The sequence below is a fragment of the Streptomyces scabichelini genome (assembly GCF_011045015.1).
Taxonomy (GTDB): domain Bacteria; phylum Actinomycetota; class Actinomycetes; order Streptomycetales; family Streptomycetaceae; genus Streptomyces; species Streptomyces scabichelini.
On the sequence record NZ_JAAKZY010000046.1, the window covers coordinates 1 to 24,420 of the forward strand.

Below are 24,420 nucleotides of genomic sequence, written 5' to 3' on the forward strand. Positions count from 1 at the left end.
CGCCCTCTTCACCGAGGGTCACAGCTCCGCAGACCGCGCTTCCCGTGCCGACCCGGCCGCACCCCTCGAAGGCGGCCGGTACGCCGAGCCGGAAGCCGAAAGTGTTGAAGCGGGCGGCGCAGACCCCGCAGCCCGTCACGCACCGGGCGTACCAGGCCCCGCCGCGCAGAGCGAAACGCGACGGGATGCCGTTGATGACCCTGGCCCTGCTCCTCATGGCTCCGGCGGTACTGGCCGCGGCGGCCCTGCGCACACGTTCCTCGTCCCGGGGCGGCGGGTCCGGCCGTTAGACGCCCACCCGGGTCGCGCCCCCTCACCACCGCCACGGATTGAGACGCAGCGACCGGACCAGGCCCCGACTGCAAGTCCCAAACCCCCAAAGCCCCAAAGCCCCAAAGTCCCAAAGTTCCACCGACCCTGCCGCTTTACGGAGGCTCCATGTCGCAATGGCTGGTCCTGGTTCTGGTGATGGCCTCGGCCTGCGTGGTGGTTGTGGCCATCACCGTGTTCAGGCACCGGCGTATCGGTGACGACGACGATCCCAGCGAGACCCCCGACGTCATCGAGTACATGACCATGATGATCGGTGTTGTCTACGCGATCGTGCTCGGACTGGCCATCGCCGGTGGCTGGGAGGCTCGCAGTGCCGCGCAGGACAGCGTACGCGTCGAGGCCCAGGCCCTGCACGAGGTCAACGAGCGTGCTCAGGCGTACCCGGCGGCCGTACGGGACCGCATCAAGAAGGACATCGACGCCTACGTGCACCACGTGGTCGACGAGGAGTGGCAGGTCATGGCCGATCACGGCGAACTGTCCGACCGGGGAACCGAACTGTTCAAGCAGGTACGCAAGGACGTCGCGGGCTACGAACCGCGGACCGACCAGGAGGACCGGGCCTACCAGCCGATGGTCGACCAGGTCGCCGTTGCCGATGACGCCCGGGGTTCGCGGGGCGACAGCGCGGGTGGGGCGATGCCGGGCGTGGTCTGGTTCGGTCTCATCGCGGGGGCGCTGGTGACGATCGGCATGATCTTCACCCTGCAGATCCGCAGCTCTCCACCGGAGTTGCTGCTCGCCGGCCTGTTCAGCGCCCTGATCGCCTTCCTGCTCTTCTTGGTCTGGGAATTCGACTCCCCCTTCAGCCGGGACGCCGGCACGGCGGTCGGTCCCTTCCTCGACCTCTTCCCCGCCGTCGACTCAGCCGCACCCTGACCGCCGTCGGCGGCGACGCCGTTCCGGACAGCCCGTCGTGCGAAAGAGCGACGCATCCGGAAAGCAGCACCTCCACAGAGAGGAACGAGAGGCAGACCATGTCACAGCCCTTCAAGCTTCCGGAGTTCTACGAGCCGTACCCGGCACGGCTCAGCCCTCACCTGGAGACGGTGCGGAAGGACTCCAAGACCTGGGCCCGCAGGATGGGGATGATCGAGGGATCGGAGGTCTGGGACAGCAGTGACTTCGACTCCCACGACTACGCCCTGTTGTGCTCGTACACCCATCCCGATGCCCCGGCCGCCGAGCTGTCCTTGGTCACCGAGTGGTACGTGTGGGTGTTCTTCTTCGACGACGACTTCCTGCGGCGTTTCAAGCGCAGCCAGGACCTTCCCGGAGCCCGCGCCTACCTCGACCGGTTGCCGGCCTTCATGCCGATGGAGCCCGGGGGTACGCCCGCGGAGCCGGAAAGCGCGGTCGAGCGCGGCCTGGCCGACCTGTGGGCCCGCACCGTGCCGGCCATGTCCCAGGACTGGCGCCGCCGGTTCGCGACGAGCACCAAAGCCCTGCTCGAGGAATCCCTGTGGGAGCTGCGAAACATCTCCGACGGCCGTGTCGCCAATCCGCTGGAGTACATCGAGATGCGGCGCAAGGTGGGCGGTGCCCCCTGGTCCGCGGGTCTCGTCGAGTACGCCGCGGGCGCCGAGGTGCCGGAGCCGATCGCGGCCAGCCGTCCCATGCTCGTGCTCCGCGACACCTTCTCCGACGCGGTGCACCTGCGGAACGACCTGTTCTCCTACCAGCGAGAGACCGAGGACGAGGGCGAACTCGCCAACGGCGTGCTGGTCTTCGAACGGTTCCTGGGCTGCGACACCCAGCAGGCCGCCGACGCCGTCAACGAGCTGCTCACCTCTCGGCTCCAGCAGTTCGAGCACACCGCGCTGACCGAGCTGGCACCGCTGTTCGCCGAGCACGGCCTGCCCCCGCAGTCCTGCGCCGACGTCCTGGCCTACGTCAAGGGACTCCAGGACTGGCAGGCCGGCGGCCACGAATGGCACATGCGCTCCAGCCGCTATATGAACGGCGCGGCCGGGGGCTCAGCGGCCGCAGGCTCATCGGTCACGGAGGGCGCATCAGCCATCCCGGGCGGCCTGGCGGGTGTCCTGCACGGTCCGACCGGTCTGGGCACCTCCGCGGCCCGCATCACGGCCTCGGTGGCGGCGACGATGCCGAAGCGGCTGCGCAGCCACGCGCATGTGCCGTTCCAGCGGGTCGGGCCGGTGCCCGTCCCCGAGCTGTACATGCCGTTCACCACACAGCTGAGCCCTCATCTGGACGGCTCACGCGAGCACGTCGTCGGCTGGGCCCGCACGATGGGCATGCTGGAACCGCTGCCCGGCGTGCCCGGTCCCGGCCTCTGGGACGAACACAAGCTGCGGGCCTTCGACTTCGCCCTGTGCGCGGCGGGCATCCATCCGGACGCGTCCCCCGAGGAGCTGGACCTGACGTCGCAGTGGCTCACCTGGGGAACGTACGGCGACGACTACTACCCCGCCGTGTTCCGGCCCAGGTCCGACATCACCGGCGCCAAGCTGTGCAACGAGCGGCTGTCCGCGTTCATGCCGGTGGACTCCACGGCGGTTCCCACTCCGGCGAACGCGCTGGAACGCGGGCTCGCGGACCTGTGGTCCCGTACGGCGGGCCCGATGACGACCGCCGCACGCCGCGCGTTCCGCGACACCATCGAGGACATGACCGGCAGTTGGGTGTGGGAACTGTGCAACGCGGCGGAGAACCGCATCCCCGACCCGGTCGACTACATCGAGATGCGGCGCAAGACCTTCGGGGCGGACCTCACGATGAGTCTGTGCCGCCTGTCCCACCGGCGCACGGTACCGCCGGAGGCGTACCGAAGCCGTCCCGTCCAGGCGATGCAGAACTCGGCGGCGGACTACGCGGCCCTGATCAACGACCTGCACTCGTACCAGAAGGAGATCGAGTTCGAGGGTGAGATCCACAACGCCGTCCTCGTCGTCCAGGACTTCTTCGACTGCGGCCTCACCGAAGCGCTCGGCATCGTCGCCGATCTGATGACCTCACGGATGCGGGAGTTCGAACGCGTGGTGTCCACCGAGCTGCCGGAGATGTTCGACGAGCTGGATCTCGACTCCGACGCACGGGCCACGCTCACCGGGTACGTACAGGAGCTCAAGCACTGGCTAGCCGGAATCCTCATCTGGCACCGGCAGTGCCACAGATACGAGGAGGCCGAGCTGCGCCGCCCGGTGGGCAGGGGAACCAGCCTGCCCACCGGTCCCACCGGTCTCGGCACATCAGCGGCTCGTGTCCCGGCGTTCGCACGCTTCCGCACTCCTGTCGCCGGCGGACCACCGTCCCGCGGACGGGGCCGCGCCTGAGAGCGCCTGGCACTCGGCTCATGACGGAACATTCAGCTGTCGCGTTCGGCCTGTCCTTCGCCCAGGACGACGGCGCTGGTGCGGTTGGTGTTGGCGTCCTGAAGGCAACCGCGCAGGCGCATCACGTCGTGCGACGGCAGGGCGGGGCGGATGACGCCGGTGTAGACGCCGTCGTTCATGCGGTTCAGTGTGGCGTTGTCGTTGGCGGCCGGGGTGGAGCGGCGGCAGGTCTCCCACAGGTCGGTCGCGGCGAGCTGGACGGCCTGGGCGCTCTGGTCGCCGTACGTCTCGACGCGGAAGACCATGGTGGTGCTTGCCGCGTCCGGGGCCTGCTCGGTCCGGGTCTGGGTCGCGTCCGCCAGGGCGGACCACAGCAAGGGCACCAGGAGCAGCCCGCCGACGGCCGCCGCGGCGGCGAGCGCCTTGCGGCCGGTGCGGGCAGGCGGTAGGGGCGGGCGGCTCTCCAAGGGAGCGGTCGCGGTGAGCGGCGGGGCGGTCAGGGAAGCGAGGCGTCCGGCCAGCCGGCGCTCCGCGCCCGGTCGCGTGGTGGCTCCGGCCACCTTCTGGATGACCAGGGCGAGCCCGGAGAGCGCCGCGCCGGCCACCATGAGTACGGGGACGAAGACGAACGTCCGGTGGGTGCCGTTCAGCTCCGTCCGGTCCACGGCGGCAAGCCAGTTGAAGTGGTTCGGCACCGGGTCACGGGTCTGTTCGAGGCGCTTGCGCACCTCCTCGACGCGGGCGTCGGACTGCTCCAGCCGGTCCTCGAGGCGGGTCAGGCGGGTGAACAGCAGGACGGTGGCGAGGAAGACCTCGATGACGATGAGCAGGGCGGCGGAGATCAGGGCTCGCTGCCATTCCCAGCGGGTCAGGTAGAGCACGGTGTAGTAGCCGGCGTAGGCGGCGGACAGTCCGCCGAAGGTGTAGCCGACCAGTCTGATGGCCTTCATGCCGCCGACTCCTCAGGTATCGATGTGGGTTCCGGCGCCGCGCCGGAGGTGTCGGCCATGTCTCCCACGGTGACCTCGCCTGTCCCGCCGTCCACGGTCAGCGGCGTTCCGGAGGGGAAGCGGTCGACCGCCTTCGGTACGCCGACCGCGGTGGGCACCCGGTATTCGCGGGCCAGCACGGCGAGGTGGGACAGGGCACTGCCGGTCTCCGCGACGAGTCCGGCCAGGCCCGGCAGCAGCGGTGCCAGGGCGGGGTCGAGGGAGCGGACCACGAGCACGGGCTGCTCGGGGCGCTCGCCGTGGCCGTCCCAGGCCGTGCCGAAGCCGCCACCGGCACCCTGCGCCTCGCCCAAGGCCCGGTGTCCGGGCGGGAGTTGGGCGACCGGTCGGCCCTCCGCCAGACGGAAGACGGCGGGCAGCGGACCGGTGTCCGGCCGGGGCAGCCGCTCGGCGAGATCGGCCGGCAGTCCGCCGCCGTCCGCAGCCTTGACCAGTTCGTCCCAGCGCAGCAGCACCAGACGGGAGGGTCCGAACCCGCACTCACCGGCGTCGACGCGCTGGGCGAGTTCCCGCACCATCTGCGCCTGCATTTCCTGCACCCAGCGGATGCGCAGCCGCAGTCCTTCCCGTACGGGCAGCGCGCCCACCCCGCGCGGTGCCGTGGTCCACCCGGTTTGCTGGGGCAGCGGCGGGCGGTCGCCGAGCGTCGGAGGCAGCAGGGCCAGCAGAACCGGGTGGCGTTCGATGAGCTGCTCGTCGCTCAGGCCCCGCCTGCGATCGCTGCCGCGCGAACGGTGTTCGCGCGTGACGGTCTGGGCGCCTCGATGGCCTCCGTGGCCCGTGAGGCCGGGGTGGGCATCGCCACCATGTTCCGTCGCTTCCCGAGCAAGGACGAGCTGGTCGACGCCGTCTTCTTCGACCGGATGGACGCCTTCGCAAATGCCGTTTCCGCAGGCCTCGACGACCCCGACCCCTGGCGCGGGTTCGTAGGCTACATCGAGACCGCCTGCGCGATGCAGGCCGCCGACTACGGCTTCGCCGACCTCCTGGCCATGACTTTCCCGACCGCCAAGGCTGTGGAGCGGCGCCGGAAAGAGGCGTACGAGGGCATGGTCGAGCTCATCGGCCGCGCCAAGGCGACGGGCCGGCTGCGCGAGGACTTCGACCCCTCGGACCTGGTTCTGATCCACATGGCCAACGCCGGGGTCGTCAACGCCACTGGCGACGCGACGCCCGACGCCTGGCGCCGCGTCGTCGCCCTGCTGATCCAGTCCCTCAAGGCTCCCTCCCACGGCCCCCTGCCGGACCCGGCCGGGCACGATGCCCTCTACCAGGCCATGCTCCGCGCCAGCGCGGTGGGCGGTCCCGGATCCCCGCGGGGCAAGAGCAGCTGACCGCCGGTACATCGAGGGGGCGGCGCACCGAGGCGCGGCGCACCGAGGCGCGGCACGCCGAGGCGTGGCGCAACGACGGCCCGGCGGGAGAGGCGCCGGGCAGGAGGGGCGGTCCGGGCAGAAGGCTTGGGTGCTGGTTTCGCAGGTCAAGGACCTGTGGTCGGGGAATCCCGAACCGCTGCGCCGCGCGCAGCGGATCAATCCACCGACGGTCGCCGTCGTCGGCAACGGCGCGGTCGGCCTGCTGCCCCTGCCTATGGTGGCGGCGGGTCCGCGCTTGGGTCTTCGGGAGCCGTCTCGACTTTGACCTGGGAAACCGATCCGTTTACGATGCGACTGAAACCGATCGGTTTCGCCTTGGGGGAGCCGTGACCGCGATCCGAGGACGTCGTCGGCATCGCGGGTGGAGTCAATTCGATGCCGTTCGGGACTTGACGGCGGAGCTCGGCCTGCAACGGTGCCGTCCGGTCTTCTCCTGATGCAGTCGTGTGTCGAGATCGGAGCAAGCCGTGCACCAAATTCACCCCTTCCGCGTCCTGCGCGCGAAACCCCTGTGGATCGCCAACGGTGTCATCACGGGGGTCCTGGCGCTGTTGTTCACCGTGTTCTATGTCGGCGCCAGCATCGATCCCGTCGATCACATGAAGAAGCTGCCCGTCGGTCTGGTCAACGCCGACAAGGGGGCCGCCGTCGATGGCAAGCAGGCCGACCTTGGGGCGCAGATTGCCGAGTCGATCAGGAAGTCCACCGCAGGCGGGGACAAGATCGACTGGAAGGTGATGGACGAGAAGGAGGTGAAGGAGGAACTCGGCGAGGGGAAGCTGTTCGGCGCGCTCGTCGTCCCTGCCGACTTCACCTCCTCTGTTACCGCACTGGCCGACACCTCGGCCACCGGGACCCCGGCCCGCCCGACGCTGACGGTGCTGACCAACCAGTCCGCCGGCAGCATGGGATCCAATCTGGCTCGGGCGGCGACGACGCAGGCGGCCGAGAACGCCTCGCTCCAGGTGGGCAGGCAACTGACCGTGCAGGGTGGGACCGGGCAGGCGAAGCAGCCCGCCGCCGCGCGCGTCCTGCTCGCCGATCCGGCCACCGTCACGGTCAAGGACGGACATCCGCTCGACTCGCACAGCGGCCTGGGCCTGACGGCGTTCTACTACGCCCTCGTCCTGGTGGTCTGCGGCATGCTCTCCGCCAACGTCATCAGCGGCCAGGTGGACCACGCCCTCGGCTACACCCACAACGACATGGGTCCGCTGCGCCTGCACCGCCCGCTCATCCGGGCCACCCGGGTGCAGACCCTCGCCATCAGCAGCACTCTGATGGCCGGTCTGTCCCTGCTGATGGGCACCCTGGTCATGGCGGGCGCGGTCGGCATCATGGGGATGGACGCCTCGCACCTGCCGCTGCTGTGGCTGTACTCGGTGGCCGCCATCGCGGTCTCCGGGATCGGTGCGCTCTCCCTCCTTGCCGTCTTCGGCACGCCCGGCATGCTGGTGGCCACGCTGGTCTATATCGGGATGGCGGTGCCGACGGCCGGTGCCACCACGCCGATCGAGGCGCTGCCCGGCTTCTACCGCTTCCTCGCGGAGTTCGAGCCGCTGCGGCAGCTCACCGGCGGTCTCCGCTCGATCCTGTACTACGACGCGCAGGCCGACGCGGGTCTGGCCCGGGGCTGGGTGATGATGGCCGTCGGTCTCGCGGCGGCCGCACTGTTCGGGTTCGGCGTGACGGGCTGGTACGACCGCAAGGGACTGCACCGCATCCCGACCGAGAAGAAGCCCGAGGGGACTGCCGTCGCGGTGTAGTGGACACGTCGCCGCCACCGGTAAACCGATCGGTTTCAATTTCGGGAAAACCGAGTTAGCCTCGCATTATGACCACACAGGCGAAGCCGACCTCCCGAGAGCGGCTGCTGGATGCAGCGGCCACGCTCGCCTACCGCGAGGGCGTCAGTATCGGCGTCGAGGCGTTGTGCAGGGCGGCGGGAGTGTCCAAGCGTTCGATGTACCAGCTGTTCGAGAGCAAGGACGAACTGCTGGCGGCGAGTCTGGAGCGACAAGCCGATTCCTACGCGGTCCGGTTCCTGCCTGCGGCGGGTGATGGCCGTTCGCCCCGCGAGCGGATCCTGCACGTCTTCGAGCAGGTGGAATCGCAGGCGGGTGGGCCCGAGTTCCGAGGCTGCCCGTACCTGGCTGTGCAGATCGAGCTCAAGGACCAGGGGCATCCCGCGAGTCGGGTGGCGCACCGGGTCAAAGAGAGTCTGACGGCCTTTTTCCGTGCCGAGGCCGAACAGGGCGAGGCGAGCGATCCGGACCTGCTGGCCCGCCAGCTCAGCCTGGTCTTCGACGGCGCCAGCGCCCGCGCGGGGATCGGGGCCGACAAGCTGACAGGGCTCATCGCGCCCACGGTGACCACCCTGCTCGATGCGGCAGGCATGCGCTGACGCATCGTCGTCTGGACTTGCGCATGGAAACTGATCGGTTTACTGTGGTGGAAACCGATCAGTTTCTCATGGTGGAGGCAGTCATGACCGCACTACAGGGCGCAAACATCTTCGTCACCGGCGGCAGCCGCGGGATAGGCAAGGCCCTGGTGGAAGAGCTCTATGCGCGCGGCGCAGGCAAGGTGTACGCCACGGCCCGCGACCCGCGCAGCGTGACGCATCCCGACGCCGTCCCGGTGGCGCTGGAAGTTACCGACCCGGCTTCCGTGGCGGCCGCCGTCGCACAGGCGGAAGACGTCACCGTACTGATCAACAACGCCGGCGCCGCGGTCGGCGCGTCCTTCCTCGAGTCCCCGGTCGACGACGTACGCCGGGAGTTCGAGACCAACTTCTACGGCCCGCTCCTGGTCGCCCGGGCCTTCGTGCCGGTCATCGAGCGCAACGGCGGAGGCCACATCCTCAACGTGCACTCCGTACTCTCCTGGTTGGCCCTCGGCGGCTCCTACAGCGCCTCCAAGGCCGCCCTGTGGTCGCAGACCAACTCCCTGCGCCTGGAACTGCAGCCGCGCGGCATCACTGTCACCGGACTGCACGTGGGGTACGTGGACACGGACTTGGCGACCGGCGTCGACGCACCCAAGTCCGACCCTCGTGACGTCGCCGCACTCGCCCTCGACGGCATCGAGGCGGGAGCGCACGAGGTGCTCGCCGACGACGTCTCGCGCGAGGTCAAGTTGGGCCTGGCCGGAGACTTGGCAGGGCTGTACCCCCAGCTGTCGAAGTAGGACCGAGGACGGATCGAGGGCCGTCGACCGCGGGCCACAGGCGTCACCACCCTCACTGCCAGGCCGTACCTTTGCCGGGGCCGTATACCGAAACATGCCCAGCCTCATCGCGGCCCGCTCGCGCTACCCCGGGTAGCCGGGTAGCCGGGTAGCCGGGCAAGCGGGCGGATCCCCGTTGAAATCGGCTTGAAGTCGGCGGCGTGATCGCTCCGAGACCGCCGCTGCCACACCCGTTTGGGTGTGGTGCCTGATGGAGATCGACTCCACCATGTCGTCCGCATGACGTCGTGGCAGGCAAAGGAGCAGCACATGGCGGAGATCCAGATCGAGTTCGATGTCCCGGCGGAGATGCGTGACGGCACGGTGCTGCGCGCGGATGTCTACCGGCCCGGCGGTACCGGCCCGTGGCCGGTGCTGCTGAGCCGGCTGCCGTACGGCAAGCAGACGCCCATGATGGCCGTCCGACTCGATCCCCTGGCGGCGGTTAGGCGCGGCTTCATGGTCGTCCTCCAGGACACCCGGGGCCGGTTCGCCTCCGACGGGGAGTGGGAGCCGTGGACGTACGAGGAGAGCGACGGTTACGACACCGTACGGTGGGCCGCCGCCCTGCCCGGCTCCAACGGCTCCGTCGGCATGATCGGCGGCAGCTACCTCGGCAACACCCAGTGGATGGCGGCGCTGTCGAAGCCGCCGGAGCTGAAGGCGATCGCCCCGTTGATCACGTGGTCCGATCCGGACGACGGGCTGTTCTCGCGCGGCGGTGCGATCGAGCTCGGCATCACCGTGCCGTGGTCGCTCATGCAGGGCGCCGACACCCTGATGCGCCGTCACCGCACCGACCTCGACGGACTCGTGAGCAGCATCACCGGGCTCGTACAGGATGTGGACGGCCTGGCGAGCGGTGGCTACGGCGAGCTGCCCGCCGGGCGGTTTCCCGCGTTCGCCCGGCACGACCTGCCCGAGGTGGGGTACGAGCGTTCCCGGCGGGAACCGGAGTGGGCACGGTCCTGCCGCGTCGCGGGCCGGCACGATGAGGTCGACCTGCCCACCTTCCAACTCGGCGGCTGGTACGACATCTTCAGCCAGGGCACGCTCGACAACTTCACCGCCATGCGCCGCGCGGGCCGGTCCGCCACGCTGGTCATGGGCCCGTGGGCCCACACCAACTGGCAGCACGTGGTCGGTGACGTCAACTTCGGGTTCGCCGCGCACTCCGAGTTCATGGGCATGCGGGGACGTGTGCACGACATGCAGTTCGACTGGTTCGCGCGCACCCTCGGCGAAGGCGACGGTGCGGCTCTGGAGCCGGACACGGGCAAGGTGCTGCTGTTCGTCATGGGCATCAACCAGTGGCGCGAGGAAACGGAATGGCCCCTGTCGCAGGCCGTGGACACCGACTTCCACCTGCGCGCGGACGGACGCCTGACGCAGGAGCCGCCGTCCACCGCCGAGCAGGCCGAGGAGTTCACCTACAACCCGATGGACCCGGTGCCCACCACCGGCGGCGCACTCCTCATGACCGACGACTTCCGTCCCGGGCCGCTCGACCAGACGGCCGTGGAGGCGCGCGAGGACGTCCTGGTCTTCACCACCGAACCGCTCACCGAGGACGTAGAAGTGACCGGCCGCGTCCGGGCGGTGCTCTTCGCGGCCACGGACGGACCCTCGACCGACTGGGTGGCCCGCCTGTGCGACGTCGACGAGAACGGTGTCTCCCGCAATGTGACCGACGGCATCGTGCGGGTGCGCGCGGCGACACCGGGCGAGGCAGCCGAGCACGTCGTGGACCTGTGGTCGACCAGCATCGTCTTCCGGGCGGGGCACCGGATACGGGTCCAGGTCACCTCCAGCAACTTCCCGCGCTGGGACCGCAATCTCAACACCGGTGAGCCGTAGGAGAGCGCGACCACGGCCCGAGTGGCCCGGCAGCAGGTCTTCCACGACGCCGCCCGCCCCTCCCACATCGTCCTGCCCGTGGTCCCGGCCTGACAGTAAACAAGGGAGATCCACAGGACGACGTCATCTGGCCCGAGGCGATCCTGCCCCAGGCCGCAGCACGCTTCGGGAACAATCCCGCACTGGTGACCTCGACGCGGACGATGACTTCCGCGAACTCGACACGGAGGCCGGACCGTGTCGCGGGGGCGCTGATCGCCCGCGGGTTGACGCAACGTGACGGTGTGGCGTCCCGTGGCAAGGAACCTTGAGCATGTGCCGTCGCAGGGTGCTGTCCGCAGGCTGCGGCCCGGATACTGGGGACATGCAATTCATCTTCTTCATGACCCTGCCCGGGCTGGTCATCGCGCTGACCCTGCTGGCCTTCGTCGACCAGCTGCTGTTGCGAGCGGGGCGGGCCGGAGTGCTGCCGTGGCGGAACAGCGCACACCAGGGGCAGATATCGGCGACCGGATTCGAACAACTGCATGCGAGCCTTTCCCCAGGCAAGCAGAACGAGCTGAAGGAGCGGCAGTCGTCACTGGTCATGCCGGACAACGAGGATGACGGGGCCCCGCCGAACAGGACGACGGTGGACCTGGCCGCAGGGATGGCGGTCGTACGGATGCCGCGCTCCAAGCGGTAGGAGTATCGCCCGACCATCGATGGCACACGCACCGGGCTCGTCGTCACAGGACATGTGGTGGATCGTCGTGCATGAGGCGGGCACAACTGACCGATGATGCGTGGCAATTCGTCGAGCCGTAACTGCCGATCGGCAGGTACGGTCCGTATCCCGAGCGGCTGCGCCAGCAGTTCGAGGACGTGATCTGGCGGTTTCGAACCGGCGGGCAGTACATGCTGTCGACCAGGACCGACGGGAAGAGCTGACGGAGTCCTATCAGGTACTCAGTCGCGATACGCGGCTGTCGCGATCTCGACGAACGATCGGATCAACGGGTTGGTGTCACCCTCGTTCCACACCGCCACCACTGGGCTTGGCGCCATGTCGATCAGTGGCACCGCGGCCAGCTCTGCGGGCAGGTCGTGGCTGAGCGGGGCCAGGCCGACCGTGCCGTTCCACAGCACGGCCTGCAGGCATTCCTGGACGACGCGTACCACTGGACCCTCGCGAGGCTCGCCGCCGTTCCAGTACGACTGCCAGATCGGGTCGGTTCCCTGCGGGAACTGCAACCAGCGGCGGGTGTGCTCAGCTCGAAGAAGCGGGATCCATGGATCCCGGGTAGGAGTCGCTGATGCGTCGGCGGACATGGCCCTCCGAATAGATCAGAAGACAACCGGGTCCGGGAAAAGCGGACCTGGCTGCTGCCCGAGACATCCCGTCAGCTCATGGGAGGCAGTCCGGCTTCCGGCAGCACCTGCAGGGAGTTCAGGGTGAAGGCCAGCAGATGGTAGTGGCCCACCAGCATCGGCAGTTCGATCAACTGGCGTTCCGTCAGGTGCTGGGCCAGCCCTTCCCACGTCGACTGGCCGATCCGGGCGCCGGAGTGCAACTCGTCCGTGGCCCGCAGCAGCAGCGACTGCCGTTCCGTCCAACCCGGCGCGTCGGGACCCGCAGCGACCCGCGCCATGTCGTCCGATGACAGACCGGCCTTCGCGGCGATCCTCACGTGTTGGCCCCACTCGTAGGGCGACTCGCAATTGCGCGCCACTCGAAGGATCACCAACTCGCGTTCAGCGAAGGGCAGATCGCCCGCAAGCAGCAACTGGCTGCTGAAGGGAAGCCAGGCGGCGAACAACTCCGGATGGCGAGCAAGCGTCGTAAACACATGTGCCTCACCGAGCGAAGACACGCCGAGGCCCAGTGAACCGATGTCGGCGGACAACGTCTCCCGCACGGATTCAGCCCATTCATCCGCGGGCTGCGGAGGAATGCGGGGCGCGGCGGGCGACAGCGGCGGCTCTGACACGCGGCCACGCTACGCCAAGGGCAGTCCGGCGAAAATGCCGACGACAAGCCATGTCGTTGAAGGACTTCAGGCCACGCGTCCCGCCAGTTCGCGCAGAACAAGGACGATCCGGACGCGAAGCACTGGCGCAAGAGGGCCAACACCGCGCACAACTCGCTGCGGCAACGCAAAGACGAGGCCGAAGCCGCCAACCCCCGTAACCGGCACAACGCAGAAGCCTCGGAACAGCGGGAACAGCGGGAACGGCGGCTGGAGGAATCCGCCGCAGAACGACGCCGTCGCGGTGAGGCCGGCCAACTCCGGTCCAGCGCCTGCGCGAAGCCCACCCGGAAGAGTCAGGCTCGCCGGACAGCAAGACACCGTCTCACGTACTCCGATTCGCCCGTACCGGGTGCTTGCTCATGATGGAGACCCGGTTGAACGCGTCGATGGTGACCGCCACCCAGATCGCAGCGGAGATCTGGTCATCGGTGAGTATCTGCCGGGCGGCCTCGTAGGCGGATTCCTGTGCGATGGCATCGGTGGGGTCGGCCGTGGCCTCGGCCAGTGCGAGGGCCGCACGCTCCACGGGAGTGAACACCTCGGTGTCCCGCCAGGCGGCCAGTACTCCCAGCCGCCGCGCCGACTCACCCGCGCGTACGGCCGCCTTGGTGTGGGTGTCGAGGCAGCTGGCGCAGCCGTTGATCTGCGACACGCGGAGGTTGATCAGTTCCACGACGGTGCGGTCGAGCCCCGCCTCGGCGGCGACCGCGCGCACCGCTGCCGATGTCTGCACCAGGGCGTGGAAGGCCGTGGGGCTCTGTTTGTCGATGAAGATCCGCATGTCTCCCGCTCGTTGTCTGCTCGTTGTCTGCTTGCTGTGGCCTTCGCTCTATGAGCATGGCATCATAGTTGATGTAACAACTAGGTTCCATGAGAGGTGGTCTCGGTGAGCAATGTCGAAGCCGAGCCGGCAGTGATGAGATGCGGGTCGCCGGTCGACGACGTGCGCCCTGCCGGCGCGCCACGGGTCGACGTGCTGCCCGCGCGGGACGTACCTCTGGGCGGGCCGCGTTCGATGACGGTGCGGCGGACGCTGCCGCAGCGGGACAGGACGCTGATCGGCGCCTGGTGCTTCGCCGACCACTACGGTCCCGACGAGGTCGCCGACAGGGGCGGCATGGCGCTGGGCCCGCATCCGCACACCGGACTGCAGACGGTGACCTGGCTGTTCAGCGGGGAGGTCGAGCACCGCGACACACTCGGCACGCACGCCTTCGTACGCCCCGGGGAGATCAACCTCATGACGGGTGGGTACGGCATCGCCCACTCGGAGGTCTCCACCCCGCGCACGACCGTCGTCCACGGCGTCCAGCTGTGGGTGGCGCTGCCGGAGGAACACCGCAACGCCGAACGGGACTTCCAGCACCACGCTCCCCAGCCCGTGCGGATGGAAGGGGCCGAGATCAGGGTGTTCCTCGGCTCGCTGGCCGGTGACGTCTCTCCGGTACGGACGTTCACGCCGCTGCTCGGTGCCGAGATCGTCCTCCAGCCGCGTATGACGGTCGCCCTCTCCCTGGACACCGGCTTCGAGCACGGCCTTCTCGTGGACAGCGGGGACGTCCGCGTGGCCGACACCCTGCTGCACCGGGCGGAGCTGGGCTATGTCCCGCCGGGTGCCGACGCGTTGACGCTGACGAACGAGTCGGACGGTCCGGCGCGGACGATTCTGCTCGGCGGCACCCCCTTCGAGGAGGAGATCGTCATGTGGTGGAACTTCATCGGCCGCACGCACCAGGACATCGTCAAGGCCCGCGAGGACTGGGAGACCTCCTCCGAGCGCTTCGGCACCATCGGGGACTTTCCCGGGGGCCGGATTCCCGCGCCCGCCCTGCCCAACGCCACCATCAGGCCGCGCCGCAACCCTCCGCGTCGCTGACCTCACTCAGAAAGGCCCCCCATGAGCCAGCCTTCCGCCGCCCCGGTCGTCGAGCGGGCGGACGCACACCATCGGTACGAGATCGTGGTCGACGGCAAGCGCGCCGGCGTGACGGAGTACCGCGACCACGGTGCGCAGCGCGTGTTCTTCCATACCGAGGTCGGCGACGCCTACGCCGGGCAGGGCCTGGCCGCACAGCTGGTGCAGCAGGCGCTCACCGACACGCGTGCCTCCGGGAAGCGGATCGTGCCCGCCTGCCCGTACGTGGCCAAGTTCCTGAAGAGGCATGACGAGTTCGCCGACATCACCGATCCCGTGACCCCTGAAGTCGTGCGGTGGCTGGAGGCGCAGCTGGGCTGACTGGTCGCCGCCGGCTGACATCGGCGGCGCGTACGGCCGGCCGCAGCTGTCACGCACGCACTGGGCGTCGACGGGTCACTCGGCATCCTGGCAGGTGACCCGTCAACGGCCACTTACACTCGTCTCCATGAAGGAGACGGTGCGGTGGTTGACCCCGGAAGAGCAGCACGCGTGGCGGAGCTTTGTGCGGTTGCATGAGCGGCTCATGGGTCGGCTGTCGCGTACGTTGCAGGCCGAGTCAAAGCTGTCGGGCCCGGACTTCGCGGTCCTGGTCCATCTGACGGACGTGCCGGAGGGGCGACAGCGTTATCAGGACCTGTGCCGTGCTCTGGAGTGGGAGAAGAGCCGGATGTCCCATCACATCGCGCGGATGGCCGGCCGGGGTCTTGTGGTGCGGGAGGAAGCCCTTGACGACGCGCGGGGGGCGTTCGTGGTGATCACCCCGGCGGGGCGGGAGGCGATCGAGGCGGCGGCTCCGCTCCATGTGGAGGCGGTGCGGCAGTTGTTCCTGGACCATGTCACGCCGGCCGAGCTGCGGATGCTGGGCGAGATCTCCAGTCGTGTGGTGGCGAAACTGGACGAAGACCCGTCCTGACCAACTGATACGCGCGCTCGCCACCGCGCCACCGCGCCACCGCGCCACCGCGCCACCGCGCCACCGTGGCGAGGCGAGCGGTGAGCCGAGCGGTCCCCTGGGGGAGTAGCTCCTGGGCGCAGGATCTGGTTCACGGACGCCTCCGCAAGATGTCGAGTGCCGTCAGCGCCACATGGAGTTCGGTGCGCTCTTCGCCGGACTCGAGGTCGCAGGCCAGCAGGCGCCCGATGGTGCGCAGGCGTTGGTAGACGGTTTCCCGGGACAGTCCGCCGCGGCGTGCGGTGGTGGTCTTGTTGCCGGCCGCGTCGAGGTAGTGCCGCAGGGTCGTCAGCAGGTCGGTGCCGTGGCGGGTGTCGTGGTCGATGAGCGGGCTGAGCCGGCGTTCGGCGTACTCCTGGATGCGGGGGTCCTCGCGGAACGCGTACAACAGGCGGCGCAGTCCGATGTCGGGCAGTTCGTGGAAGGAACGGTCCGGGGGGAGGGGCTGGCCGGGCGGTGTCGCCTCGGCGACGCGGGCCGCCGCACGGAACGAGCGGGCGGTGTCGCGGAGGTCCGTGACCTCCGAACCGACGCTCACGACCGCCGGTGAGGCGACGTCCAGCGCGGCGCGGCTCAGCTGCTCGGCGACTGGTCGCCAGGGCTGGGCCGGGCGCAGGGCCAGGAGGACGCCGAGACGGCCGGGAGCCAGCTCACCGACGAGTGCCGGGATCCCTGTCGTCCGCGCCTCCTGGGAGAGGCGGGCCTCCAGGACCGCGGCCTCGTCCGAGTCCGATGTACGGAGGTCCGCCGTACCGAGATCCATGAGGATCGCGAGGAACCGGCTGTCCTCGGTGGGCAGGCCCAGCGCGGCGAAGCGGGCGCGGGCGTCCTCGGGGGAGTGGTGGCGCTGTTCGGCCAGGTCCCGCAGGGCGTCCCGGTGTGCTGTGCGCTCCCAGGGCGTGGGGTGGATGAGACGGGCCACGGCCAGGGCCATCGCCGTACGCTCCAGCACGGTGATGTGCTCCGGGCCGAAAGCCGGCTCGCCCGCCCGGACCGGGAGCATGACCACGCGACCCCAGCGTTCGCCCCGGTACTCGACGGGTGCGCTGAGCCAGCCCTCCGGGCCGCCCACGCCCGGGTGGTCACCGGTCGGCGTGGCCCTGGAGCGCTGTTCCCAGTCGGTGAGCGCCTCCTCCAGGGTGCTGCCGGAGACCTCGTACGTCAGCGCCTGGTGCACCAGGTTCTCCAGTACGACCGTGTGGCCGCTCAGCTGCGCCGCCACGCGCACCACGTCCTCCGGTCCCGCACCGCGCAGCGTCAGGGCGGTGAACGCCTCGTGGATGCGCTGGGTCCTGCGCATCGCCTCCGCCTGGCTGCCGAGGATGAGTGCGTGGACGACCTGGGTGACCTCCAGGAAGTTGACGTCCTTGGCGAGGGTGATCAGCGGAAGCCCGCGGGCCCGGCAGGCCTGGACGAGTGCGTCGGGCGGGCGGTGGTAGCGCCGTACGAGTTCGATGACCAGGGCCGCGGCTTCGACGCCGGCGAGTTCGTCGACGTAGCGGCGCACGCCCGCCGGGTCCTCGGGCAGGGGCATGCCGGTGGTCAGGACGAGTTCGCCGCCCTTGAGGAAGGAGGCGGGATCCGTGAGCTCGGTGATGTGGACCCAGCGCACCGGTCGGTCGAGGTGAGTCACACCGGTCACCACCTCAGGTCGTCCGGCGGCCATGACGGGGAGGGCGAGGACGTCGGCGACGGTGGGCGCGCGGCCGGCCGCGGCGGTGTCCCGGTCGTCGGTGGCCGGCGGACGATCTGTCGGGTGCTTGTCGTTCACGGTGTCCACGGTGTCTCAGTAGGGGCCCCTGCTCGACCGGAGCCGAGCGCTCGGGGGAGTGCCCGGTCACTGTGGCAAGCGGCGCTGACCTGCGCAAGAGCTGTCCGTCGGCGCACGCCCCGGCGCCTGGCGGCTCCACGGTTGACACAACGTCCGATCACCGTGCTCCGGCCGGACGGATCGCGCGTTGTAGCCCTCCCCGACCGCGGAAATACTCGGGATGCAGGAGTAAGCAGACCACGCAGATCACGACGTACGGCCGGGAGACGAACATGACCGCACTGTCGCCGCACCTTCGCCAGGCCACCCCCGTGACGGCGGTCCGGGGCGAGGGCGTCCACCTCTACGGCGAGGACGGCCGCCGTTACCTCGACTTCACCGCCGGCATCGGCGTCACCAGCACCGGGCACTGCCACCCCAGGGTTGTGGCGGCAGCCCAGGAGCAGGTGGGCACGCTGATCCACGGCCAGTACACGACCGTCATGCACCAGCCGCTGCAGCGACTGGTCGAAAAGCTCGGCGAGGTGCTGCCGTCCGGCCTGGACAGCCTGTTCTTCACCAACTCCGGCAGCGAGGCCGTCGAGTCGGCGCTGCGGCTGGCCCGCCAGGCCACCGGCCGCCCCAACGTCGTTGTCTGCCACGGCGGTTTCCACGGCCGTACGGTGGCCGCCGCCTCCATGACCACCTCCGGCACCCGTTTCCGCTCCGGCTTCTCCCCGCTGATGAGCGGCGTGGTCGTCACCCCCTTCCCGAGCGCCTACCGCTACGGCTGGGACGAGGACACCGCCACCCGCTTCGCCCTCCAGGAGCTCGACTACACCCTCCAGACGATCTCCTCGCCCGCCGACACGGCCGCGATCATCGTCGAGCCGGTGCTCGGCGAGGGCGGATACGTGCCCGCGACCCGCGCCTTCATGGAGGGCCTGCGGGAACGGGCGGACCGGCACGGCTTCCTGCTCATCCTCGACGAGGTGCAGACCGGCGTGGGACGCACCGGCCGGTTCTGGGGCCATGACCACTTCGGCGTCACCCCGGACATCCTGATCACCGCGAAGGGCCTGGCCAGCGGCTTCCCGATCTCTGGCATCGCCGCCTCCGAAGAGCTGATGACCAAGGCGTGGCCGGGCTCGCAGGGCGGCACGTACGGCGCCAACGCCGTCGCCTGCGCCGCGGCCTGCGCCACCCTCGACGTCGTACGCGACGAGAAGCTGGTCGAGAACGCGGAGGCGATGGGCAAGCGGCTGCGCCAGGGGCTGGAGGCGGTCGCGGACCGTACGCCCGGCATCGGCGACGTACGTGGCCTGGGGCTCATGCTGGCCAGCGAGTTCGTCACCGAGGACGGCAGCCCCGACCCCGAGACGGCCGCCCGTGTGCAGCGCGCCGCCATCGACGAGGGCCTGCTCCTGCTCCTGTGCGGCGCCTGGAACCAGGCCGTACGGATGATCCCGGCTCTCGTCATCGACGAGAAGGCGGTGGACGAGGGCCTCCAGGCGTGGACGGCCGCGGTGGAGGCCGGTACCGCAGGGGCGTCGCAGCGATGACGGACTCCCTCGCGCGCCTGGTCGACGAGCTCGCCCGCACTGCTCCCGGCCTGCGGATCGAGACCGGTGCGGGAGGGACCGGCGCATACGCCTACGACGCCTCGAACTACCGGGTCCCGCCGCAGGCGGTGGCCTTCCCCCGCAGCGCCGACGACGTCTGCGCGGTGCTGCGGGCCTGCCGCGATGCGGGTGTCCCGGTCACCGCGCGCGGCGGGGGTACCAGCATGGCGGGCAACGCCGTGGGACCGGGCGTCGTCCTGGAGTTCTCCCGTTACCTGAACCGGATCCTGGACATCGACCCGCAGGCGCGTACCGCGCGCGTCGAGGCCGGAGTCGTGCTCGACGCGCTGCGTGACGCGACCGCTCCGCACGGGCTCACCTTCGGGCCCGACCCCTCCTCGCACAGCCGCTGCACCCTCGGCGGCATGATCGGCAACGACGCGTGCGGCAATCGGTCCGTGCGGGACGGGCGGACCAGCGGCCACATCGAGGCCCTGGAGATCGTGACGGCCGACGGCGTGCGGGCCGTCGCCGACCATTCCGGGCTGCATGCCGCCGAGCCGGGCGACGCGGACGCCGTACGGAGCGTCGCCCGGCTCGAAGCGGACGTACGGCGCCTGATCAGCGACGATCTGGCGCTGATCCGTACCGAACTGGGCCGCATCCCCCGCCAGGTCTCCGGCTACCAGCTGCACCACCTGCTGCCCGAGAACGGCTTCGACGTGGCCCGCGCCCTGGTAGGCACCGAGGGCACGTGCGCGGTCGTGACGGCCGCGAAGGTCCGCCTGATCGCCACCGCGCCGGCCTCGGCGCTGCTGACCCTCGGCTACGACGACGTCGTCGACGCGGCCGAGGACGTGCCGGAGATCCTGCGCTGGTCGCCCGCCGCGGTGGAGGGCATGGACGAGGCGATCGTCGCGACGATGCGCGCCCGTCGTGGGCCGGACTCCGTCACCGGCCTGCCCGAGGGGCGTGCCTGGCTGTACGTCGAACTCGACGGCGACGAGGAGGCAGCGGTGAACGCCCGCGCCGCCGAACTGCTGGACGTGCTCAAGGCCCGGGGCCGGATGACCGGCGGCCGGGTCGTTGAGAGCGCGGCCGAGCGGCGCTCGCTGTGGCGGGTCCGCGAGGACGGGGCAGGGCTCGCCGCCCGTCTCGTCGACGGCAGGGAGTCCTGGCCCGGCTGGGAGGACGCGGCGGTCGCCCCGGAGCAACTCGCCGCCTACCTAAGGGACTTCCGCGGCCTGCTGGCCGCCCATGGGCTCACCGGTGTGCTGTACGGGCACTTCGGCGCCGGCTGTGTCCACGTACGCATCGACTTCGATCTCGCCACGGACACCGGGCGGGCCGCCACCCGCAGGTTCCTCTCCGAAGCGGCCGCTCTGGTCGTCGAGCACGGCGGAACGCTGTCGGGTGAGCACGGCGACGGGCGGGCGCGCGGTGAGCTCCTTGAGGTCATGTACAGCCACCGGATGATCCGGACGTTCGGCGCCTTCAAGAAGACCTTCGACCCTCAGGGGCTTCTGAACCCCGGTGTCATCGTCGACCCGGCTCCCCTGGACGCCGATCTGGCCCTGCACACGCCCTCTGTCGTGGTGCCCGTCGAGACCCTCTTCGCCTTCCCGCACGACGAGGACGGCTTCGAGGGAGCCGTGCGCCGCTGTGTCGGCGTCGGCCGTTGCCGCAGCGACGCGGGCGGTGTGATGTGTCCCAGCTACCGGGCGACGGGGGAGGAGAACCACTCCACGCGGGGCCGGGCACGACTGCTCCAGGAGATGGTGCGGGGCGGGACCGTCCAGGACGGCTGGCGCTCGACCGAGGTCAAGGACGCCCTCGACCTGTGCCTGTCCTGCAAGGCGTGCTCCAGCGACTGCCCGGTCGGCGTCGACATGGCCACGTACAAGGCGGAGTTCCTGCACCACCACTACAAGGGCAGGCTCCGGCCCCGCTCCCACTACTCGCTGGGCTGGCTGCCCCTGACCTCGGCCCTGGCCGGATACGCCGCCCGGCCGGTCAACGCGCTGCTGCGCGGGCCGGTCGGCAGGGCGCTCGCCCGGCTCGGAGGCGTGACCACGAAGCGCAGCATCCCGGCCTTCGCCTCCCGCCGCGCCCTGCGCAAGGCCCTGCGCGCGACGAAGACCGACGAACAGTCGAAGGCCCTGCTCTTCGTCGACAGCTTCACACGCGCATTCCGCCCCGAGGTCGCGGGCGCCACGAGCCGCGTGCTCGCCGACGCCGGAATCCCCTGCACGACCAGGGACGACCTGTGCTGCGGACTGACCTGGGTCAGCACCGGCCAGCTGTCCGTCGCCCGCCGCATCATGGCCCGTACGGTCGCCCGCCTGGACAACGGCGACGACCGCCCCGTCATCGTGGCCGAGCCCAGCTGTGCGGCGGCGTTGAAGCGTGACGTACCCGAACTCCTCGATACCGACGCCGCCCGCCGCGTCGCGGCCCGCGTCCACACCCTCACCGGCGCCCTGACCGACCTGGCCGCCCCCGGCTGGACGCCTCCCGACCTGCCGGGCAACGTCGTCCTGCAGACCCACTGCCACGAATACGCCACCTTCACCGGCCGGCGCCCGCGCGATCTGCTGCGCAAACTCGGCGTACGCAAGGTCGACGAGGCCGAGGGCTGCTGCGGACTCGCCGGCAACTTCGGCTTCGAGGAGCAGCACTACGACACCTCGATGGCCGTCGCCGAACTGGCTCTGAAGCCACGCCTCGACGGCGTCGGCCCGGACGCACCGGCCGTCGTCGTGGCCGATGGGTTCAGCTGCGCCACCCAGATCGACCACCTCGCCGGAGACCGGGACATCCGCGCCCTGCACCTCGCGGAACTGCTCGACCCCGCCGCCGATCGATCCGATCAACCAGGAGAGACCAAATGACCGACACACTCACGCAGTTGTTCATCGGCGGCGCCTGGGTGGATGCCGCGGACGGCGCCACCCTGCCCGTGGACGACCCGGCGACCGGCGAGATCATCGCGCACGTCGCTGACGCGGGCCCCAAGGACGCCCGGCTCGCGGAGGACGCGGCCGTGCAGGCACAGGAGGAGTGGGCCCGTACGGCACCGCGGGCGCGCAGCGAGATCCTGCGCCGCGCCTACGAGATCATCATCGAGCGCACCGACGAGCTCGCTCACTTGATGACGGCCGAGATGGGCAAGCCGCTCGCCGAGGCCAGGGGAGAGGTGGCGTACGCGGCGGAGTTCTTCCGCTGGTTCTCCGAGGAGGCCGTACGCATCGACGGCGGTGCCGGTGTTCTGCCCGACGGCCGCAACCGCATGCTGCTCTCCCGTCGCCCGGTCGGTCCCTGCCTGCTGATCACCCCGTGGAACTTCCCGCTGGCCATGGGCACTCGCAAGATCGGCCCGGCGATCGCCGCCGGCTGCACGATGATCCTCAAGCCGGCCCCGCAGACCCCGCTCTCCAGCCTGGCCCTCGCCGCGATCCTCAAGGAGGCCGGGCTGCCGGACGGCGTGCTGAACGTCGTCCCCACCTCCCGTGCGGGGGAAGTGTGCGAACCGCTCCTTCGCGGCGGGCGGGTTCGCAAGCTTTCTTTCACCGGCTCCACGCAGGTCGGGCGGCTGCTGCTCGCGCAGTGCGCCGACACCGTCGTACGTACGTCGATGGAGCTGGGTGGCAACGCGCCGTTCGTCGTCTTTGAAGACGCCGACCTGGACAAGGCCGTGGACGGCGCGATGGTCGCCAAGATGCGCAACATGGGCGAGGCGTGCACGGCCGCGAACCGCTTCTTCGTGCACCGGTCGGTGGCGGAGGAGTTCGGGCGGCGGCTCGCCGAGCGCATGGGCGCGCTCGTGGTCGGTCCCGGCACCCGGGACGGGGTCGACGTCGGCCCGCTGATCGACGCGACCGGGCGGGCCAAGGTCGAGGAGCTGGTCGCCGACGCGGTGGAGCGCGGCGCGCAGGTGCTCGTCGGCGGCCGTACGCCTCAGGGCCCCGGCTGCTTCTACCCGCCGACCGTGCTCGCGGATGTCGATCCCGAGAGCCGCCTGATGGACACGGAGATCTTCGGTCCCGTGGCGGCGATCCTCACCTTCGACGACGAGGACGAGGTCGTACGCCGCGCCAACGACACCCCGTGGGGCCTGGTCGGCTACGTCTTCACGGACGGCCTGGACCGCGCCCTGCGGGTCAGCGAACGCCTGGAGGTGGGCATGGTCGGCCTCAACACGGGCCTCGTCTCCAACCCGGCCGCCCCCTTCGGCGGCGTCAAGCAGTCCGGGCTCGGTCGGGAGGGCGGCCGAGTCGGGATCGACGAGTTCCTGGAGTACCAGTACCTCGCGATGCCCGTGGGATGACGGTGGTGGCCTGTCCTCCCGGCCAGGGGCCGCCGCCCCTCAGTGCAGGTGGCGGGTGGTGATTTCCGCCGCGGTGTCGGTCACCAGTTTCCCCAGCTCGGCGAGTCGGCCGGGCTCGAAGCGGGAGTCGGGCAGGGAGACGGCCACGGCGGCCAGCGGCACGCCTTCACCGTCCAGGACGGGTGCCGCGATGGCGCAGATGCCCTGGAGGTACTGGTTGTGGTTGACGGCGTACCCACGGTCTCTGACCCGGTTCAGCTCCGCGCGCAGCTGAACCGGGTCGGTGATGGTCTCCTCGCCGTACCCCTCGAGTGTGCCCGTCGCGAACTCGTCGACCTCGGACTTCGGAAGATGGGCGAGGACCGCGTGCCCGGTGGCCGTGGCGTGCAGGGGTGAGGTGTCGCCGATGGTGTGGAAGGTCCGTACGGCCTGGTCGCAGTCGACGCGGTCGACGACGACCATGCCGTGCAGGGCGTCGGGTACCGACAGGTGGATGGTCTCGTTGAGCGCGTCGCGGAGCCGGATCATCGGGTCCCGCGCGGCGGCGAACAGGCTGGAGCCCTGAAGGGCCGCGGGCCGTACGGCCAGGACGCGGGCGCCGATCTCCCAGCGCGTGGTGTCCTTGCGGTTCGCCCGCAGCCAGCCGGCCTCGTTGAGCGTGACCAGGGTCCGTTGCACCGTCGACTTGGGCAGGCCGAAGAGCTTCGTCAGCTCCCCCACGGTCACGGGCTGATGGCGGGCAACCGCCTCCAGGATGCGCAGTGACCTGGTGACGCTCTTCATTTCCATCGGGGCCCCC

At 70.1% G+C, this 24,420-nt stretch carries 22 protein-coding genes and 1 pseudogene; 15 read left to right on the forward strand and 8 right to left on the reverse strand.

The window, feature by feature from the left end; genetic code table 11:
- A partial coding sequence (locus tag G5C60_RS16695) for a hypothetical protein (protein WP_165259922.1) occupies window positions 1-217 on the reverse strand: 217 nt, incomplete at its 3' end.
- Window positions 218-438: 221 nt separating this feature from the next.
- Between G5C60_RS16695 and G5C60_RS16700 the strand changes: the two genes are divergently transcribed.
- Window positions 439-1,212: a bestrophin-like domain gene (locus G5C60_RS16700; protein ID WP_165259924.1), complete on the forward strand. Its 774-nt coding sequence runs from the start codon at window positions 439-441 to the stop codon at window positions 1,210-1,212.
- Between the two features lie 98 nt (window positions 1,213-1,310).
- On the forward strand, window positions 1,311-3,629 hold the full coding sequence (locus G5C60_RS16705) for a family 2 encapsulin nanocompartment cargo protein terpene cyclase (RefSeq protein WP_165259926.1): 2,319 nt from the start codon (window positions 1,311-1,313) through the stop codon (window positions 3,627-3,629).
- 32 nt (window positions 3,630-3,661) lie between these two features.
- Here G5C60_RS16705 and G5C60_RS16710 read toward each other — a convergent pair whose 3' ends face one another.
- Window positions 3,662-4,579, reverse strand: a complete 918-nt coding sequence (locus tag G5C60_RS16710) for a hypothetical protein (RefSeq protein WP_206439622.1) — start codon at window positions 4,577-4,579, stop codon at window positions 3,662-3,664.
- Window positions 4,576-5,226, reverse strand: a complete 651-nt coding sequence (locus tag G5C60_RS53190) for a PEP-utilizing enzyme (protein WP_338145839.1) — start codon at window positions 5,224-5,226, stop codon at window positions 4,576-4,578. The genes G5C60_RS16710 and G5C60_RS53190 overlap by 4 nt, the downstream gene beginning before the upstream one ends.
- 87 nt (window positions 5,227-5,313) lie before the next feature.
- Here G5C60_RS53190 and G5C60_RS51140 point away from each other — a divergent pair, with 87 nt between their 5' ends.
- The 7 genes from G5C60_RS51140 (at window position 5,314) to G5C60_RS16745 (ending at window position 11,785) form a co-directional block, all read left to right on the forward strand.
- Entirely contained in the window at window positions 5,314-5,973 is a 660-nt protein-coding gene (locus tag G5C60_RS51140) for a TetR/AcrR family transcriptional regulator (RefSeq protein WP_338145840.1), read from the forward strand.
- A 130-nt stretch (window positions 5,974-6,103) separates the two neighbouring features.
- On the forward strand, window positions 6,104-6,280 hold the full coding sequence (locus G5C60_RS16720) for a hypothetical protein (protein WP_165259930.1): 177 nt from the start codon (window positions 6,104-6,106) through the stop codon (window positions 6,278-6,280).
- 202 nt (window positions 6,281-6,482) lie between these two features.
- A complete protein-coding gene (locus G5C60_RS16725) occupies window positions 6,483-7,781 on the forward strand; it encodes a DUF3533 domain-containing protein (protein ID WP_165259932.1) in 1,299 nt (432 codons plus the stop codon).
- Between the two features lie 68 nt (window positions 7,782-7,849).
- Window positions 7,850-8,419: a TetR/AcrR family transcriptional regulator gene (locus G5C60_RS16730; RefSeq protein ID WP_165259934.1), complete on the forward strand. Its 570-nt coding sequence runs from the start codon at window positions 7,850-7,852 to the stop codon at window positions 8,417-8,419.
- Window positions 8,420-8,502: 83 nt separating this feature from the next.
- Entirely contained in the window at window positions 8,503-9,204 is a 702-nt protein-coding gene (locus tag G5C60_RS16735; RefSeq protein ID WP_165259936.1) for an SDR family oxidoreductase, read from the forward strand.
- Window positions 9,205-9,513: 309 nt separating this feature from the next.
- Window positions 9,514-11,100 (forward strand): CocE/NonD family hydrolase, encoded by a 1,587-nt coding sequence (locus tag G5C60_RS16740; protein WP_241266854.1) that lies wholly within the window; start codon window positions 9,514-9,516, stop codon window positions 11,098-11,100.
- Between the two features lie 364 nt (window positions 11,101-11,464).
- On the forward strand, window positions 11,465-11,785 hold the full coding sequence (locus tag G5C60_RS16745) for a DUF6191 domain-containing protein (protein ID WP_165259938.1): 321 nt from the start codon (window positions 11,465-11,467) through the stop codon (window positions 11,783-11,785).
- 263 nt (window positions 11,786-12,048) lie between these two features.
- Here the strand turns inward: G5C60_RS16745 and G5C60_RS16750 are convergent.
- The 3 genes and pseudogenes from G5C60_RS16750 to G5C60_RS16760 form a co-directional block, all read right to left on the reverse strand.
- A pseudogene (locus tag G5C60_RS16750) lies at window positions 12,049-12,342 on the reverse strand (LysR family transcriptional regulator); the annotation flags it as partial.
- A 140-nt stretch (window positions 12,343-12,482) separates the two neighbouring features.
- Window positions 12,483-13,070 carry a carboxymuconolactone decarboxylase family protein gene (locus tag G5C60_RS16755; protein WP_165259940.1) on the reverse strand — a complete coding sequence of 196 codons (588 nt, stop codon included), beginning with the start codon at window positions 13,068-13,070 and terminating at the stop codon, window positions 12,483-12,485.
- A 364-nt stretch (window positions 13,071-13,434) separates the two neighbouring features.
- Window positions 13,435-13,893, reverse strand: coding sequence for a carboxymuconolactone decarboxylase family protein (locus G5C60_RS16760; RefSeq protein WP_165259942.1), 459 nt, complete (start codon window positions 13,891-13,893; stop codon window positions 13,435-13,437).
- Window positions 13,894-13,998: 105 nt separating this feature from the next.
- Between G5C60_RS16760 and G5C60_RS16765 the strand changes: the two genes are divergently transcribed.
- The 3 genes from G5C60_RS16765 (at window position 13,999) to G5C60_RS16775 (ending at window position 15,943) form a co-directional block, all read left to right on the forward strand.
- Window positions 13,999-14,988: a pirin family protein gene (locus tag G5C60_RS16765; RefSeq protein ID WP_165259944.1), complete on the forward strand. Its 990-nt coding sequence runs from the start codon at window positions 13,999-14,001 to the stop codon at window positions 14,986-14,988.
- Between the two features lie 21 nt (window positions 14,989-15,009).
- Complete coding sequence (locus tag G5C60_RS16770; RefSeq protein ID WP_165259946.1) at window positions 15,010-15,348, forward strand: GNAT family N-acetyltransferase; 339 nt, start codon at window positions 15,010-15,012, stop codon at window positions 15,346-15,348.
- A 127-nt stretch (window positions 15,349-15,475) separates the two neighbouring features.
- The gene (locus G5C60_RS16775; protein ID WP_165259948.1) at window positions 15,476-15,943 is read left to right on the forward strand and encodes a MarR family winged helix-turn-helix transcriptional regulator; all 468 of its coding nucleotides are present in this window, start codon (window positions 15,476-15,478) and stop codon (window positions 15,941-15,943) included.
- A gap of 130 nt (window positions 15,944-16,073) precedes the next feature.
- Here the strand turns inward: G5C60_RS16775 and G5C60_RS16780 are convergent, their stop codons facing one another.
- Window positions 16,074-17,753, reverse strand: a complete 1,680-nt coding sequence (locus G5C60_RS16780) for a PucR family transcriptional regulator ligand-binding domain-containing protein (RefSeq protein ID WP_165259950.1) — start codon at window positions 17,751-17,753, stop codon at window positions 16,074-16,076.
- A 272-nt stretch (window positions 17,754-18,025) separates the two neighbouring features.
- Between G5C60_RS16780 and G5C60_RS16785 the strand changes: the two genes are divergently transcribed.
- The 3 genes from G5C60_RS16785 to G5C60_RS16795 are packed head-to-tail and all read left to right on the forward strand — an operon-like array spanning window position 18,026 to window position 23,621.
- Window positions 18,026-19,294: an aspartate aminotransferase family protein gene (locus G5C60_RS16785; protein WP_165259952.1), complete on the forward strand. Its 1,269-nt coding sequence runs from the start codon at window positions 18,026-18,028 to the stop codon at window positions 19,292-19,294.
- Entirely contained in the window at window positions 19,291-22,185 is a 2,895-nt protein-coding gene (locus tag G5C60_RS16790) for an FAD-binding and (Fe-S)-binding domain-containing protein (RefSeq protein ID WP_165259954.1), read from the forward strand. Before G5C60_RS16785 ends, G5C60_RS16790 begins: the two co-directional genes overlap by 4 nt.
- A complete protein-coding gene (locus G5C60_RS16795; RefSeq protein WP_165259956.1) occupies window positions 22,182-23,621 on the forward strand; it encodes an NAD-dependent succinate-semialdehyde dehydrogenase in 1,440 nt (479 codons plus the stop codon). Before G5C60_RS16790 ends, G5C60_RS16795 begins: the two co-directional genes overlap by 4 nt.
- 39 nt (window positions 23,622-23,660) lie before the next feature.
- Here G5C60_RS16795 and G5C60_RS16800 read toward each other — a convergent pair whose 3' ends face one another.
- Complete coding sequence (locus G5C60_RS16800; RefSeq protein WP_165260015.1) at window positions 23,661-24,404, reverse strand: IclR family transcriptional regulator; 744 nt, start codon at window positions 24,402-24,404, stop codon at window positions 23,661-23,663.
- Between the last annotated feature and the right edge of the window lie 16 nt (window positions 24,405-24,420).

Coding starts and splice junctions, on each gene's coding strand:
- G5C60_RS16800 (WP_165260015.1), bottom strand. CDS start 24,404: ATGAAGAGCGTCACCAGGTCACTGCGCATCCTGGAGGCGGTTGCCCGC.
- G5C60_RS16785 (WP_165259952.1), top strand. CDS start 18,026: ATGACCGCACTGTCGCCGCACCTTCGCCAGGCCACCCCCGTGACGGCG.
- G5C60_RS16745 (WP_165259938.1), top strand. CDS start 11,465: ATGCAATTCATCTTCTTCATGACCCTGCCCGGGCTGGTCATCGCGCTG.
- G5C60_RS16700 (WP_165259924.1), top strand. CDS start 439: ATGTCGCAATGGCTGGTCCTGGTTCTGGTGATGGCCTCGGCCTGCGTG.
- G5C60_RS16705 (WP_165259926.1), top strand. CDS start 1,311: ATGTCACAGCCCTTCAAGCTTCCGGAGTTCTACGAGCCGTACCCGGCA.
- G5C60_RS16760 (WP_165259942.1), bottom strand. CDS start 13,893: ATGCGGATCTTCATCGACAAACAGAGCCCCACGGCCTTCCACGCCCTG.
- G5C60_RS16770 (WP_165259946.1), top strand. CDS start 15,010: ATGAGCCAGCCTTCCGCCGCCCCGGTCGTCGAGCGGGCGGACGCACAC.
- G5C60_RS16735 (WP_165259936.1), top strand. CDS start 8,503: ATGACCGCACTACAGGGCGCAAACATCTTCGTCACCGGCGGCAGCCGC.
- G5C60_RS16740 (WP_241266854.1), top strand. CDS start 9,514: ATGGCGGAGATCCAGATCGAGTTCGATGTCCCGGCGGAGATGCGTGAC.
- G5C60_RS16790 (WP_165259954.1), top strand. CDS start 19,291: ATGACGGACTCCCTCGCGCGCCTGGTCGACGAGCTCGCCCGCACTGCT.
- G5C60_RS16710 (WP_206439622.1), bottom strand. CDS start 4,579: ATGAAGGCCATCAGACTGGTCGGCTACACCTTCGGCGGACTGTCCGCC.
- G5C60_RS16795 (WP_165259956.1), top strand. CDS start 22,182: ATGACCGACACACTCACGCAGTTGTTCATCGGCGGCGCCTGGGTGGAT.
- G5C60_RS16775 (WP_165259948.1), top strand. CDS start 15,476: ATGAAGGAGACGGTGCGGTGGTTGACCCCGGAAGAGCAGCACGCGTGG.
- G5C60_RS16730 (WP_165259934.1), top strand. CDS start 7,850: ATGACCACACAGGCGAAGCCGACCTCCCGAGAGCGGCTGCTGGATGCA.